Annotated in this window: 13 protein-coding genes and 2 tRNA genes; 7 read left to right on the top strand and 8 right to left on the bottom strand. The window is 31.9% G+C overall.

What is annotated here, in order from left to right; genetic code table 11:
* Positions 1-68 precede the first annotated feature (68 nt).
* The gene (locus tag ACY2IJ_RS07720; protein WP_476723783.1) at positions 69-578 is read left to right on the top strand and encodes a transposase; all 510 of its coding nucleotides are present in this window, start codon (positions 69-71) and stop codon (positions 576-578) included.
* Positions 575-1411, top strand: a complete 837-nt coding sequence (locus ACY2IJ_RS07715; RefSeq protein ID WP_476726546.1) for an IS3 family transposase — start codon at positions 575-577, stop codon at positions 1409-1411. Before ACY2IJ_RS07720 ends, ACY2IJ_RS07715 begins: the two co-directional genes overlap by 4 nt.
* Positions 1412-1486: 75 nt before the next feature.
* On the opposite strand, the gene accD is transcribed toward ACY2IJ_RS07715, so the two are convergent.
* The 3 genes from accD to tamL all read right to left on the bottom strand — a co-directional run bounded on the left by accD (position 1487) and on the right by tamL (position 6112).
* Positions 1487-2353: an acetyl-CoA carboxylase, carboxyltransferase subunit beta gene (gene accD, locus ACY2IJ_RS07710; RefSeq protein WP_476723782.1), complete on the bottom strand. Its 867-nt coding sequence runs from the start codon at positions 2351-2353 to the stop codon at positions 1487-1489.
* 102 nt (positions 2354-2455) lie between these two features.
* Positions 2456-3523 carry a class II fructose-bisphosphate aldolase gene (fbaA, locus tag ACY2IJ_RS07705; protein WP_476723781.1) on the bottom strand — a complete coding sequence of 356 codons (1068 nt, stop codon included), beginning with the start codon at positions 3521-3523 and terminating at the stop codon, positions 2456-2458.
* Positions 3524-3622: 99 nt separating this feature from the next.
* The gene (tamL, locus tag ACY2IJ_RS07700) at positions 3623-6112 is read right to left on the bottom strand and encodes a translocation and assembly module lipoprotein TamL (RefSeq protein ID WP_476723780.1); all 2490 of its coding nucleotides are present in this window, start codon (positions 6110-6112) and stop codon (positions 3623-3625) included.
* 100 nt (positions 6113-6212) lie between these two features.
* Between tamL and ACY2IJ_RS07695 the strand changes: the two genes are divergently transcribed.
* Positions 6213-6956 carry a TrmH family RNA methyltransferase gene (locus ACY2IJ_RS07695; protein ID WP_476723779.1) on the top strand — a complete coding sequence of 248 codons (744 nt, stop codon included), beginning with the start codon at positions 6213-6215 and terminating at the stop codon, positions 6954-6956.
* Here ACY2IJ_RS07695 and porT read toward each other — a convergent pair.
* The 5 genes from porT to ACY2IJ_RS07670 all read right to left on the bottom strand — a co-directional run bounded on the left by porT (position 6937) and on the right by ACY2IJ_RS07670 (position 11515).
* Positions 6937-7584 carry a type IX secretion/gliding motility protein PorT/SprT gene (gene porT, locus ACY2IJ_RS07690; protein WP_476723778.1) on the bottom strand — a complete coding sequence of 216 codons (648 nt, stop codon included), beginning with the start codon at positions 7582-7584 and terminating at the stop codon, positions 6937-6939. The genes ACY2IJ_RS07695 and porT overlap by 20 nt on opposite strands.
* The gene (gene ubiE, locus ACY2IJ_RS07685) at positions 7584-8315 is read right to left on the bottom strand and encodes a bifunctional demethylmenaquinone methyltransferase/2-methoxy-6-polyprenyl-1,4-benzoquinol methylase UbiE (protein ID WP_476723777.1); all 732 of its coding nucleotides are present in this window, start codon (positions 8313-8315) and stop codon (positions 7584-7586) included. Before ubiE ends, porT begins: the two co-directional genes overlap by 1 nt.
* A gap of 9 nt (positions 8316-8324) precedes the next feature.
* Complete coding sequence (locus tag ACY2IJ_RS07680) at positions 8325-9218, bottom strand: NifU family protein (protein WP_476723776.1); 894 nt, start codon at positions 9216-9218, stop codon at positions 8325-8327.
* 95 nt (positions 9219-9313) lie between these two features.
* On the bottom strand, positions 9314-10720 hold the full coding sequence (locus tag ACY2IJ_RS07675) for an OmpP1/FadL family transporter (protein WP_476723775.1): 1407 nt from the start codon (positions 10718-10720) through the stop codon (positions 9314-9316).
* A 12-nt stretch (positions 10721-10732) separates the two neighbouring features.
* A complete protein-coding gene (locus ACY2IJ_RS07670) occupies positions 10733-11515 on the bottom strand; it encodes a hypothetical protein (RefSeq protein WP_476723774.1) in 783 nt (260 codons plus the stop codon).
* 172 nt (positions 11516-11687) lie between these two features.
* On the opposite strand from ACY2IJ_RS07670, the gene proS reads away from it, so the two are divergent.
* From proS to ACY2IJ_RS07650, 4 genes are all read left to right on the top strand, one after another.
* Positions 11688-13166 (top strand): proline--tRNA ligase, encoded by a 1479-nt coding sequence (gene proS / locus ACY2IJ_RS07665; RefSeq protein WP_476723773.1) that lies wholly within the window; start codon positions 11688-11690, stop codon positions 13164-13166.
* A 106-nt stretch (positions 13167-13272) separates the two neighbouring features.
* A tRNA-Glu gene (locus tag ACY2IJ_RS07660) sits at positions 13273-13344 on the top strand.
* 38 nt (positions 13345-13382) lie between these two features.
* On the top strand, positions 13383-13634 hold the full coding sequence (rpsT, locus tag ACY2IJ_RS07655) for a 30S ribosomal protein S20 (protein WP_476723772.1): 252 nt from the start codon (positions 13383-13385) through the stop codon (positions 13632-13634).
* An 11-nt stretch (positions 13635-13645) separates the two neighbouring features.
* Positions 13646-13717 (top strand) — tRNA-Glu (locus ACY2IJ_RS07650).
* The last annotated feature ends 258 nt before the right edge of the window (positions 13718-13975 follow it).

The following is a 13975-nucleotide window of genomic DNA, read 5'->3' as shown; positions in this document are numbered from 1 at the left end:
CAAAAAAAAGGATTATTGTAAAATATAGAGTGCCCCCAAAATGTTAGACACAATTTGGGGGTATTTTTATGTCTAGAAAAGTAAAATACACATTAGGCTTTAAACAAGAATGTGTGAAGTTAGTTCTTAAAGGAGAACGCTCTATAACTAGTTTGAGTAAAGAGCTAGGTTTTGATAGTTCTCTTCTTTCTCTTTGGTGTAGGCAATATGAACACAAAGGAGTTCAAGGTTTGTTACCAAAGATAAATAAACAATATACATCATCATTTAAACTTGATATTTTACAACGAATAGAAAAAGAACATCTTTCTTTAGAGCAAGCATGTATTCTATTTGATATTGGAAGTGGTGCTAGTATTATTAATTGGCAAAGAAGATATAAATCCTTAGGTTTGAAAGGTCTTAAAAATCAACCTAAAGGAAGACCTATCGGAATGAAACCCAAGTCTAGAAAAAATAAATCTATACCATTAACTAGAGAAGAAAAACTTTTAAAAGAGAATCAATCTTTAAAAGCAGAACTTGATTTGCTAAAAAAGTTACAAGCCTTAGCTCAAGCCAGAGAGAAAAAGCAATAGTCATAAATGAGTTAAGGCATAAGCATGATTTGTCGGTATTGTTACATCATGCAAAGATGGCTAGAAGTAGTTTTTATTATCATTTACAAAAAAGTAAAGAGCCTGATAAATATGAATTTATAAAAAGGTTTATTACTCAAATCTACCATCAACACAAAGGTAGATATGGTTATAGAAGAATCACTTTAGTACTAAACAACAGAGGGATTATCATCAATCATAAAACAGTATTAAGACTAATGAAGTCCATAGGGTTAAAATCTTTGATTAGAGTTAAAAAGTATCGTTCTTACAGAGGAAGTCAAGGTAAAATAGCTCCCAATATACTTAAACGGAATTTTAAGGCTTCTAAAACCAATCAAAAATGGGCTACAGATATTACAGAGTTTAAAGTTAAAGGTCAAAAACTTTATTTGTCTCCAATTATTGATTTATGTAGTAGAGAAATCATTAGTTATCAAATTTCTAGGAGTCCTAATTTTAGACAAATAACTCAAATGCTGGGGAAAGCTTTTAAAAAGTATAAAGCAGCAAATGTGTTATTACATTCGGATCAAGGATGGCAATATCAAATGGAAAAATATCAGAATATCTTAAAAAAGAACAAGATGATTCAAAGTATGTCTAGAAAAGGGAATTGTTTAGATAATGCTATTATTGAAAATTTCTTTGGAACTTTAAAATCTGAGCTGTTTTATCTAAAACAATGGAACTCGATTGAGCAATTAGAAAAGGAAATTAATGAATATATTTGCTATTATAATAATGATAGAATATCATTAGCTTTAAATGGAATGAGCCCGATAAAATATCGAGCTCATATCAATAATTAATTTTTTAACCGTCCAACTTTTTGGGGGCTGTCCAATAATAATCCTTTTTTGTTATTTATTAGGTTGTAAAAGTGTTTAAGCTTCTGTTCTAATTTGGTTGTTTAAAATTAAATCAAGGTATAAGTTGATTTGTTTTTTTAGGTTTTTACGTTCGTAAATAGCATCTAAGAAACCATGTTCTAATAAAAATTCAGAACGTTGGAAACCTTCTGGTAAGTCTTGTCCTGTAGTGTCTCTTACAACTCTTGGACCTGCAAAAGCAACTAAGGCATTAGGTTCTGCTATGTTAATATCTCCTAGCATTGCGTAAGAAGCTGTTGTTCCACCTGTAGTAGGGTCTGTACATAAGGATATGTAAGGAATTTTAGCTTCTGCTAACTGAGTTAATTTTGCAGATGTTTTTACCAATTGCATTAATGATAAAGGAGCTTCTTGCATACGAGCACCTCCAGATTTAGAGATCATTAAGAAAGGAACTTTATTTTCTCTAGCATAATCAATGGCTCTTGCAATTTTTTCACCAACTACAGATCCCATAGAACCTCCAATAAAAGCAAAATCCATAGCGGCTATAACCAAAGGTTTTCCGTATGAATTACCTACGGCAGTTCTAACGGCATCTTTTAGTTTTGTTTTTTCTTGAGCTTCTTTTATTCTTACTGGGTAAGGTTTGGTGTCTTCAAATTCTAATGAATCTACAGAGCTTAAGTTTTCGTTTAATTCTGTGTATTTATTGTCATCAAAAAGTATTTCAAAATATTCGTTACTCCCAATTCTTACGTGGTATCCATCTTCTGGGCTTACATATAAATTAACTTTTAATTCATCTGTGTCAATAATTTTTCCACTAGGAGTTTTGTACCACAAACCTTTAGGTACATCTTTTTTTGCTTCTGTAGGGGTTTGAATTCCTTTATCACTTCTTTTAAACCAAGCTGTCATAATTATTCGTTTTAAAGTAGGGCAATTTACTAAAAAAAATAGAGAAACTGTATAAAAACAGTTTCTCTATTGTTACTTGTGTTAAAGTTATAATCTTGTTGATTATAAAGTGTTTACGTTGTTTAAGTCTGTAAAAGCTTGTTTTAAACGAGTTTTTAAAGTCTCTTCACCTTTACGTAACCAAACTCTTGGGTCGTAGTATTTCTTGTTAGGTGCATCTGCTCCTGTTGGGTTTCCTATTTGAGACTGTAAATAATCTGCGTTAGAAGCAAAATAATCTCTGATTCCTTCCATGAATGCATATTGTAAATCAGTATCAATGTTCATTTTAATAGCTCCATAAGAAATAGCTTCTCTAATTTCTTCTACAGAAGAACCAGAACCACCGTGGAAAACAAAATCAATAGGATTGTGTCCTAATCCGTGTTTTTTCTCGATGAATTTTTGAGAGTTATCTAAGATTTTTGGAGTTAATTTTACGTTTCCTGGCTTGTATACACCGTGAACGTTACCAAATGCAGCAGCAACTGTAAATCTTGAAGAAACTTGAGATAGTTCTTCGTAAGAGTAGTTTACTTCTTCTGGTTGCGTGTATAATTTAGATTCATCTACATCAGAATTGTCTACACCATCTTCTTCACCTCCAGTGATACCTAATTCAATTTCTAATGTCATTCCCATTTTGTCCATACGAGCTAAGTACTCTTTACAAATAGCAATGTTTTCTTCTAATGGCTCTTCAGATAAATCAATCATATGAGAAGAGAATAAAGGTGCACCTGTTTCTTCAAAATGTTTTTCAGAAGCATCTAATAAACCATCAATCCAAGGTAATAATTTTTTTGCAGCGTGGTCTGTATGTAAAATTACAGGTACTCCATAAGCAACTGCTAATTCATGTACGTGTTTTGCTCCAGCAACAGCTCCAGCAATGGCTGCTTTTTGGTCAGTGTTATCTAATCCTTTTCCTGCATTAAATACGGCTCCTCCGTTAGAGAATTGGATAATTACTGGTGAGTTTAATTCTTTAGCGGTTTCTAAAACTGTGTTAATTGTATTATTACCTGTTACGTTAACAGCAGGTAATGCAAATTGTTTTTCTTTCGCTAATTTGAAAATCTCTTGAACTGCATCTCCTGTAGCAACTCCTGGTTTAATATTGTAACTCATTATATAATTAGTTTAATTGAATTAATCACAACAAAAATAGTTATTTTTATAGGAAATAAGGGTCTGATGTGTACTTCTTTATACGAAAACGATATCGTACTAGAATGGGTAGTTGATACCAATGTTAAGTACAGACTCATTTAATCTGTAACTAGATAGCCATTTGTTTTGGGCTAAATATGGCTCAAATGTTTTAAATGCCAAATCTAACCTTAGAACTAAAAAGTTAAAATCATATCGAATTCCAAAGCCAGTACCTAATGCAATATTTTCTAAGGATTTAAAGCCGTGAAATATTTCGTCGTTAGAGGCTGCAGATGAGCTAGGAAGGTTCCAAATGTTTCCGGCATCTGCAAAAATAGCAGCGTGTATGCTGTTAATAACTTTAAAACGATATTCTAAACTAGAAAGTAACTTAAGATTTCCAATGTTAAATTCTAATCCAGAATTAGAGCTACCAGGTCCTAATTCGTATGTTTTCCAAGCTCTAATATCGTTAGAGCCTCCTGCAAAATAACTGGTAATAAACGGAATGTCTTTGTTTTTACCTGTAGGAATAGCAATACCAATAAATGCTCTAAAAGCAAGGGAGTTGTTGGGGGATTTACTCCAGAATTTTCTATAATCAACATCTATTTTTACAAATTCTGAGATGGGAATTTTTTGAAAAACTTTTTGATTTTCTTCTTCTTTTAAGAAAAAGCTGTTCAAATTACCAGCGGAACTTATTTTGGTTTTAAAGAAATTGTAGTTCGTGTCCGATAAACCTCTTCTGCTATTGTGTTCAAAAGAATAAGAAGTTGCAGGAATAATATTGTTACTGGTAATAATTTCTTCTCTTTTTGCAATGTTTTTTAATGTAGTGTATTCTACAGGATTGCTATTGGCAAAACTATTAGGAATGTTATTAATAAAGCTAGAAGCATTGCTAGTAGTTAAGTTGTAGTCTGGATTTATAAGGGGTTTAATATCGGTTATTTTCTGATATTCTGAACTATATATATTAAAGTAAGATTCAGGGTTTAAGTTGTTAATAAACTGTAGGTTTAAGAGTTCTATGTTATGAGTGTTTTTACTTGATGATTTCCAAGAATAATTAACAACCCCACTTACTTTTTGTTTGTCTAAACCTATGTTTTTCTGAAAACTAGTACCAATTGTAATTTTTGTTTTTGGGGTCATGGTACGTGGAATAATATTACTTAACAGAGGAAAAATAAACCTAGGAAATTCTAAAGAAGCATCAACTCCCACTTCATAAGCATTAAAACTAGTAGAGTCTTCTCCGCTAACTTTTGTAGCAGTATCAAAAATACTTCCTTGTAAAGAAAGTTGGAATATTTCTGCCCCTCTAAATAAGTTTCTGTTAATAAAACTAAATCCACCGGATAACCCCAGTTGCTTAATGTTAGAATGAATAATTTCGGTGTTAATTCCTACCCCGTATTTTTTTTGAGGTGTTAAAACTATGGTTGTTGTTAGTTTGTTATTGGCTAGTTCTTTGTGAGATATTTTAATGGATTTAAAGTTGTTTAAAGACCTTAAGTGATTTCGGGTTAATTCAACACTTTCATCATTGTAAATTTGATTAGGTTCTATAAATATAGAATTGGCTAGAGTTTTGGTTTTATGTTTTAGTTTTTGATGCGCATAAAAATCTATAGCGTTGTAAGGTTTTTTTATGTTGTAAGGTCTGTTTCTTGTTTGATAACTATAGTCGGTATAGACATTTATTTTGTGAATGGTCTGAATTTTACTTGGCAATTCAATAATTTGATCTCCTTTTTTGATTTTTCTGTTTTCAATATAAATATCTACTGGAGTAATGTTGTTTTGTGCTAAAGTGTCTATTTGTCTAAAACTAATAAGTCCTTCGTTAAAATGATAATAACCATTGTTTCTTAAAGTAGATGTGATTTTAGAAACAGCATTTTTAAAGTTTTCTAACTTGTATTGTTGTCCTGTTTCTAAAGGGAGTTTGTTTAAATGCTTTTGTAAACTTTGTTCTATTTCAGGAGAACTAATGTGGTAATGAATGTCTCCAATGTAAAAAGGTTTGTTTTTGGTAATGTTGTAAATAACATTAGCTTTCTCAATATCGTTTATAAGCGTTGTTTTAACAGTAGCGTTAAAATAACCATTGTTAAAAAAGTGAGTTCTTAAATTTTGTTCTGTTTGAAGTGTTTTTGCAAGATTAACTATAACAGGAGCTTCTCCTTTGGTTAAAAACCAATTGTTAACGCTTTTTCTTTTGTTTAACAGTTTTAGTGTTTGTTTTTTTGATAAAAATTGATCCCAAAAATTATTTCTTTTTACAAAATTTTGCATTTTTTGTTGATGAATGGAGTCGTAATTTACATTTCCAATATTGTATAAATGCAGTCCTAAAGGAATTCCTAAAACGGTGTTGTTGGGTCTCTGAATCAGATAAGAGGTAATTTCTAAATCAGAAGTTTTTTTACCATCAATTTTAATGATATTGTTTTCTAATAGGTATTCGTTTTTTTTAACATATTTAGTAGAATTACAAGCAGTAAATAAAATACTGAGCAATAAAAAAAGAATAGAATTAAAAAAATGTGATTTCAAAAAATAAGGAATTTTTTATCAAAAATAAGCATTAAATAGATTACTGAGTAATGCTTATTGATTTTTAGTAGTAAATTTGATGTTTAAACTGAGTAATGACATGGCAATTTCAAAAAATCAAATCAAATTAATAACGAGTTTACAGCAAAAAAAGTATAGAACAAAAGAAGGACTTTTTGTGGTTGAAGGAATAAAGGTTGTAGAGGAGTTTTTAACCTCTAAATTTGAGTTGGATAAGTTGTTTTGTACATCAGATGTTTTGGAGCATTATAGTAAATATTGTCCTGATTTAATAACAGAATTGGAGTTGAAAAAAATAAGTGTTTTAAAATCTCCTAACAAAGTGGTTGCTCTTTTTAAAATTCCTGAAGAATTACCTGTGAATAATTCTGGATTAAAGGTTGTGTTAGATGGTATAAATGACCCGGGAAATTTAGGTACTATTATTCGTTTATGTGATTGGTTTGGAGTAAAAGAACTAATATGTAGTAAAACAACTGTAGATTGTTACAACACCAAAGTAGTGCAATCTACCATGGGGTCTTTAACTCGTGTTGTTATAAAATATGTGAATTTGGTTGATTATGTAAAAACGACAGAACAACCCTTTTATGTTACAGATATGGAAGGGGAAAGTGTGTATACAGCCAAACTGCCTAGTAACGGAATTGTAATTATGGGGAATGAAGCTAATGGTGTAAGTTCAGAAATTAAGTCTTTAATTCGTCAAAAAATTACCATTCCAAGGTATGGTGATATTCAAGAAACAGAAAGTTTAAATGTAGCCACAGCAGCTGCAATTATTTTGAATGAGTTTAGGAGAGCTACTGGAATGTTAAAGTAAGTAAAATAGCTCTAGATTTTAAACTGCTTAAACTGTTTTTGGCTGTAACTCCTAATCCTTTGTATTCATTATTAAAACCATAAATTCCTCTAATAGAAGGAGAAAATTTAAAGTAAGGAAAGTAAAAATTTGTTCCTAACACCACTTCTCCCATAAAAGTGTGTTTGGTTAGTGTAAAATCGTTTGGTTTAGCACCTCCATCTCCTATGTTTTTTTCTGCAGTAAAATTATAATTGTAAGAAACCCCTGTAGAAAAATAAGCACTAATGTTGTTAATTCTTTGAGTTGTAAATTTTAACGAAATGGGTAAGTGGAAATGAGTGGTAGGCATTTGAATACTTTCGTTGGCCAGTGTAAGTTTATTGGTACTGCTAAGTACACCTGGTTCTGCAATAACACTCACATATTTGTTAATGTACAAATCTGCTAAAACTCCTAATTGAAAACCAACTCCAGGAGTTACAGATGCATTGTTTCCTTCTAAAGCATAACCTTTGTAGTGCAAGCCAAGGTAATATCCGTATCTAATTGGAGTTTTGTCAAAATGTTCTAATTGTTTAATTTTCTCTTTTTGCGCATTAGCAAATGCACAATTTAGTAAAAGAAAAAAGACAATAAAACGTTTCATTATTTTGTGGCTTTGTATATGGTTGATACTCCAAATGTAACCGGTATATCGGTTACATTGTTAAATCCATTATGTTTTAAAATAGTATTAAAAGCTTCTCCGTGAGGAAAAGAATTGGCAGATTCTGAAAGATAAGAATATGCGGTTTTGTCTTTAGAAAATAATTTTCCTACCAAAGGTAAAATAACTTTACTATGAAATTGATATCCCTGTTTAAAAGGGAATTTGGTAGGTACAGATGTTTCTAAAACAACAAAAATTCCTCCGGGTTTTAATACTCTGTATATTTCTTTTAAACCTTTATTTAGATCTTCGAAATTTCTTACTCCATAAGAAACGGTAATAGCATCAAAAAAATTGTCTTCGTAGGGAATGTTTTCAGAATCACCTAAAACCAATTCAACAGAGTTTTCTATACCTAGAGTTTTAATTTTTTCTTTTCCTACCTCTAACATTCCTGCAGATATATCCAAACCAATAATTTGTGCAGAAGGAATGGCTTTACTTTGCATAATAGCTAAATCTCCAGTACCAGTGGCTATGTCTAAAATTTTTTGAGGTGAAGATGCTTTTACAAGTTCTACAACTTTTTCTCTCCATTTTACATCAATTCCAAAAGTAATGACTCTATTTAAACCGTCATAGTTTTTAGAAATATTATCAAACATGTTGGCTACTTGGTCTTTTTTAGTAGCGTTTGAGTTTTTGTAAGGTTTAATGATTTTAGACATATGTAGCGATTAACCGTTTACAGCAATAACACTGTTTATTTTGTTAGGTAACATTTCTTTTAACATGGTTTCAATTCCGTTTTTTAGCGTAATTGTTGATGATGGACATCCGCTACAAGCACCTTGTAAAATAACATATACATCTTTGGTGTTTTCATCGTAGTTTTGAAAAACAATGTTTCCTCCATCGTTAGCTACAGCAGGTTTTACATGCTCTTCCAAAATATTGGCAATGTCTAAAGAAGTCCCCTCTAAATTTTCTATAGGAGTTGCTTGAACTTCTACTTTTGGTTTTTCTATAGAGGTATCAATAATAGTTTTTCCAGATTGAATGTACTCTTTTAAAAAGCTTCTTAATTGTGTGTTAACTTCTCCCCATTCTACCATGTTGTTTTTGGTAATGGAAACATAGTTTTCGGAAATGTAAACTTCTTGAACAAAAGGGAATTCGAATAAAACTTGTGCTAATGGAGAGTTTTTTGTCTCTTCTACAGATTTATATTCATTGTCATCTGGGGTTAACATTTTGTTACATCCAAATTTCATAACCATTGGGTTTGGGGTGCTTTCTGCGTACACCTCAATCGCAACTTTTTTGGTTTCTGCTTTGTCTGTAACTATTGTGTTTCCTTCGTTTAGATAAATCTCAATTAATTCTCTAATATCGTTTTGAATATCGCTCCATTCTACAATATCATATTTTTCTATAGCAATAAAATTTGCACTAATAAAAACCTTGGCAACAAAAGGAAGCTTGAATAACTCTTGAGAAATAGGCGATTCCTTAGCTTCATCAATGTTGTTAAATTGATAGCTACCTCCTTGGGTAATTTGATTGTTGCTAACAAACTTAATAATGGAAGGATTGTTAGTTCCTTCTATGCTTATTGTATGTGTACTCATTTCTCAAAAAATTTGTACAAAAGTAGGGTATTTAAATTAAATTACCTTCTAAATTTATGAGTTGCTCTTAGAGATAATTACTCTAAATTATAGATTTAAAAAATATAAGTATAAGTCATAACATAATTACTATTGTTGTTGTCTATACTTGCTGCGTTTACAAGATCTCCATCGTAAATATCATATTCATTGTCTTGAATTGTTTTTCTGTAACTTAAATCTAGTTTAGAGTTTCCAAAACGATATCCGATTCCCAAAGAGCCTGAGTATTTATTACCTAATTTTAGAATGTCAATGTAATCACGGTCTAAATTCTTTTTGTAAGGACTTTGTTCGTAACCAGCTCCTCCTCTTAAATTTAAATTCCCTAAACGAATTTCAGTTCCAATACTAATATTGTTGGTGTTTTGCAAAGCGTTTGTAAAATATTGATTGTCATCTCTAAATTCAGGCAATCCCTCTAAAGTTAAAGATTTGTAGCCTTTGTAGGTGTAATCAATATTTATAAACCCTATTTTTCCTAAAACAACGGCAGCACTTGCGGTTAGTTTGGTAGGGGTTCTTAAGTTGTACTCTAAATAAGAATTGTCAACAAAAGGTTTTGCAGCATCTATTCCTTTATTAGGAATGTTGGCAATTAATTCAGTAATATCATACTCTTCTAATACATTATAATACCAAGTAGGAGATTCTACAGAAAAACCAAGTCTAAGTTCGTGAATAGGTTTTACTATAATACCTGCATTGATAGAAAAACCATCTGCTGTCTGAGAGTTGTTTTGAATAGATAGCCCATCTAAAACATAACCAGAGTTATCTTGATTTAATTCGTTAAGTTCTGCTGTTTGAAAAAAACTTAAACTGTGAAAATTTAATCCAAAACCTAAATATAGGTCATCGTTATATTGTCCTGCAAAACTAAAACTAAGCTTAGATGTTTTTCCGTCTATAGAATTGAAAAAGGTTTGGCTTTGTGCGTTTTCAAAATGTTCAGACGTATCTAAATCTTCGTCATCATCGTAGCCAGGAGCTTTAGGGTGTCTATAAAATGTAGCATAGCCACTATTCCCCTCAAACAAATCTCTAGTGTAAAAATCATTGGTACGTTGGTAGTTTACTGTTAAAGCAATTTTTTTCCAATCGCTATAAGAGTAAAGATCGTTAAAAACAAAAACTCCTCCCACTTGGTCTAAAGTAAAACGAGTAGCCTCGTTTGTTGTTTGTTGGCCATAATAGTTGTTTGTATTGTTGTAATTGTGTTTTCCTCCGGTTATGTTAAATTCATTGTGGTTGAAAATGGCTGCACCAGCTGGGTTTTTTTGAACCGCACTAATATCTCCTCCAACAGCTCCCATAGAACCGTTCAATCCGGTAAATCTAGCGGTTCCCATAGTTTTTTCTTCAGAAAATAAAATACCCAAATCGGTGTAGTTTAAGGTCTGAGCTTTAGAACTTACAAAAGTTACAAGGCTCAATATTAAAAATGATGCAATGTGTTTCATGTTTGATATGTTTTATCTTCTTCTGTAGCTGTTGCTGTTAGATCTGTAAGATGATGAACTTCTTTGATTAGCGCTAGAAGAATTAGATGATGAACTTGAATTGTTGTAGTAACGAGTACTAGAAGAATTACTGCTTTTAGTATTGTTACTAGAAGCGTTGTTGTAAGAGCCTTGTGTAGATGAACGACTGCTTGAAGAAGATCTTCTATAACTTTTTGTAGGTTGATTACTGCTATTGTTGTTGTAATATCTGCTGTTTCTAGATGAGTTTTGTGAATTGTTGTAGTATCTGCTGTTGTTAGATGATCTGTATTGATTGCTATTACTTCTTTTCTTTTGTGGCTGTTGATAACGATTGTTATAATGAGGTCTATAATAATAAGGATTTGCATAACCATAAAATGGATGATTCCAGTAAGAATTGTAGCCAAATCCCCAATGCCAATCGTTGTATCCGTAATAATTGTTCCAGCCCCAAGAATTCCAACCCCATGTATTCCATCTGTTTCTGTGCGGCCAAAAAGGATCATTCCACCCATTATAACCCCAATAAGGGTCATAAGAGTTTACATATACATTTACATTCTGAGGGTTAGATTCTGTATAATAATTCTTCTTGTTGGGATTTTTAGATTGAATGGTAGATTCGTCATTTTCTAAAACAATAGAAGAAAGGCCGTTAACACGATTCATTTCATCACTAAAAACAGTATTAGGAACGTGTTTAGGAGTTTCGTAAATACCATCTGTATATGCATAATTTTGATAAAAGGTACAAGAAGAAAATAAGAACATAAATACTCCGATAAATAAATACAAACAGGTGCGGATATGTAGAAAGTTAGGAGTCTTCATAATACTTATTATTTTATTGTTGAACAATGCAAAAAATAGTAGTTTTGCCAACTAAGCTTTAAGAGCTTTAGGATAATATTAAATTTACAATTTTTGTGCCAAAGAAAAATATATGGGATCAAAATTAACTAGCAGGAGTACAGATTACTCAAAGTGGTATAATGAGTTGGTAGTAAAGGCTGATTTGGCCGAAAACTCTGCCGTTAGAGGGTGTATGGTTATCAAACCCTATGGTTATGCTATTTGGGAAAAAATGCAGAATGAATTAGATAGAATGTTTAAAGAAACAGGGCATGAAAATGCTTATTTTCCATTATTTGTTCCTAAAAGTTTGTTTGAAGCAGAAGAAAAAAATGCAGAAGGATTTGCTAAAGAATGTGCTGTGGTTACTCATTACAGATTAAAAACAGATCCAGAAAATCCAGGTAAATTAATAGTAGACCCAAATGCAAAATTGGAAGAAGAATTAGTGGTTCGCCCTACTAGTGAGGCTATTATATGGAATACTTACAGAGGATGGGTACAATCTTATAGAGATTTGCCTATAAAAGTAAATCAATGGGCAAACGTAGTCCGTTGGGAAATGAGAACAAGGTTGTTTTTAAGAACTGCAGAGTTTTTATGGCAAGAAGGGCACACAGCTCATGCAACTAAACAAGAAGCATTAGAAGAAACGTTACAAATGCAACAAGTTTATGCAGATTTTGCAGAAAATTTTATGGCAATGCCAGTAATAAAAGGAGTCAAATCTGAAAGTGAAAGATTTGCAGGTGCAGATGATACATTTACAATTGAAGCACTAATGCAAGATGGAAAAGCATTACAAGCAGGTACCTCTCATTTCTTAGGACAAAATTTTGCCAAAGCTTTTGATGTGAAATATACGTCTAAAGAAGGAAAACAGGAACATGTTTGGTCTACCTCATGGGGAGTGTCTACTCGTTTAATTGGTGGTTTAATTATGACTCATTCAGATGATCATGGTTTGGTGTTACCTCCAAAATTGGCACCAATTCAAGTAGCTATTGTACCTATATATAAAACAGAAGAGCAATTAGAAGCAATTCGTGAAAAAGTAAATTTAATTTCATCGGAATTAAAGGCCAAAGGAATATCTGTTAAGTTTGATGACAGAGATACACACAAGCCAGGTTGGAAGTTTGCAGAATATGAGTTAAAAGGAATTCCTGTACGAGTTGCTATAGGTGCTAGAGATATAGAAAACGGAACTTTAGAGATTGCAAGAAGAGATACTTTAGAGAAAAAAAGTTACCAGCAACAAGAGGCTGTTGAAGTGATAGAGAATTTGTTGGTTGAAATTCAAGAGAATTTATTGACAAAAGCCCTAGATTATAGAAAAGAACACACTACTGTAGTAGATACTTTTGATGAGTTCAAGAATGTAATTGAAAATAAAGGAGGTTTTGTGGCTGCTCACTGGGATGGGACAGAAGAAACAGAGGATAAGATTAAAGAGTTAACAAAGGCAACCATACGTTGTATTCCTTTAGATTTTAAAGAAGAAGCAGGTGTTTGTGTGTTTACAGGTAAGCCATCAAGCAAGCGTGTTTTGTTTGCAAAAGCATATTAGAAAAAAAACTTAAAAAAGTTTTGAAAAAAGTTTGCAGAATTACAAAACGTGTGTATATTTGCAACCGCTAAAGCAAAAACCTATATAGGTTAAAGCAAAGCAAAAAGGTCCGTTCGTCTAGGGGTTAGGACGCCAGGTTTTCATCCTGGTAACAGGGGTTCGATTCCCCTACGGACTACAATTTTTTATAAAATTAAGATATAATAGATACATAAGATGGCAAATCATAAGTCAGCATTAAAAAGAATAAGAAGTAACAGCGCTAAGCAGGTAAGAAATAAATACCAGCACAAAACAACAAGAAACGCTGTGAAAGCTTTACGTAACATGACAGATAAAACAGAAGCAGAAGGACAATTGTCTAAAGTAGTTTCTATGTTACAGAAGTTAGCTAAGAATAATATTATTCACAAGAATAAAGCAGCTAACATACAGTCAAAATTGACTAAGCACGTAGCTTCTTTATAAGAAAAAATAACGGTCCGTTCGTCTAGGGGTTAGGACGCCAGGTTTTCATCCTGGTAACAGGGGTTCGATTCCCCTACGGACTACAGAAGCCTTACTGATAATCAGTAAGGCTTTTTTCGCGTTTCATAAAATTAAAAGTATATTAATTTTGTAGGATCATTCCGGATCATACCTAAAAGTTGTGTGTGAATTAGGATAGTTTTAGTTTTGAGATTTAAATTTATTCGTATTGGAACTTACTTTAGATCTTTTAAAACATATACTTCCTGAATTCTTAATCGACAACTTCGATTTGTTAAGTATACTAATGTTTGTGCTTTACAAACAACAATTAGGCATGA

The organism is Wenyingzhuangia gracilariae, assembly GCF_056387575.1.
This window is presented reverse-complemented; position numbering and strand designations above follow the sequence as displayed.

Bases quoted from the DNA above. Each gene is read 5' to 3' on its own strand.
- ACY2IJ_RS07720 (WP_476723783.1), top strand. From the start codon at position 69: ATGTCTAGAAAAGTAAAATACACATTAGGCTTTAAACAAGAATGTGTG.
- accD (WP_476723782.1), bottom strand. From the start codon at position 2,353: ATGACAGCTTGGTTTAAAAGAAGTGATAAAGGAATTCAAACCCCTACA.
- fbaA (WP_476723781.1), bottom strand. From the start codon at position 3,523: ATGAGTTACAATATTAAACCAGGAGTTGCTACAGGAGATGCAGTTCAA.
- ACY2IJ_RS07695 (WP_476723779.1), top strand. From the start codon at position 6,213: ATGGCAATTTCAAAAAATCAAATCAAATTAATAACGAGTTTACAGCAA.
- porT (WP_476723778.1), bottom strand. From the start codon at position 7,584: ATGAAACGTTTTATTGTCTTTTTTCTTTTACTAAATTGTGCATTTGCT.
- ubiE (WP_476723777.1), bottom strand. From the start codon at position 8,315: ATGTCTAAAATCATTAAACCTTACAAAAACTCAAACGCTACTAAAAAA.
- ACY2IJ_RS07680 (WP_476723776.1), bottom strand. From the start codon at position 9,218: ATGAGTACACATACAATAAGCATAGAAGGAACTAACAATCCTTCCATT.
- ACY2IJ_RS07675 (WP_476723775.1), bottom strand. From the start codon at position 10,720: ATGAAACACATTGCATCATTTTTAATATTGAGCCTTGTAACTTTTGTA.
- ACY2IJ_RS07670 (WP_476723774.1), bottom strand. From the start codon at position 11,515: ATGTTCTTATTTTCTTCTTGTACCTTTTATCAAAATTATGCATATACA.
- proS (WP_476723773.1), top strand. From the start codon at position 11,688: ATGGGATCAAAATTAACTAGCAGGAGTACAGATTACTCAAAGTGGTAT.
- rpsT (WP_476723772.1), top strand. From the start codon at position 13,383: ATGGCAAATCATAAGTCAGCATTAAAAAGAATAAGAAGTAACAGCGCT.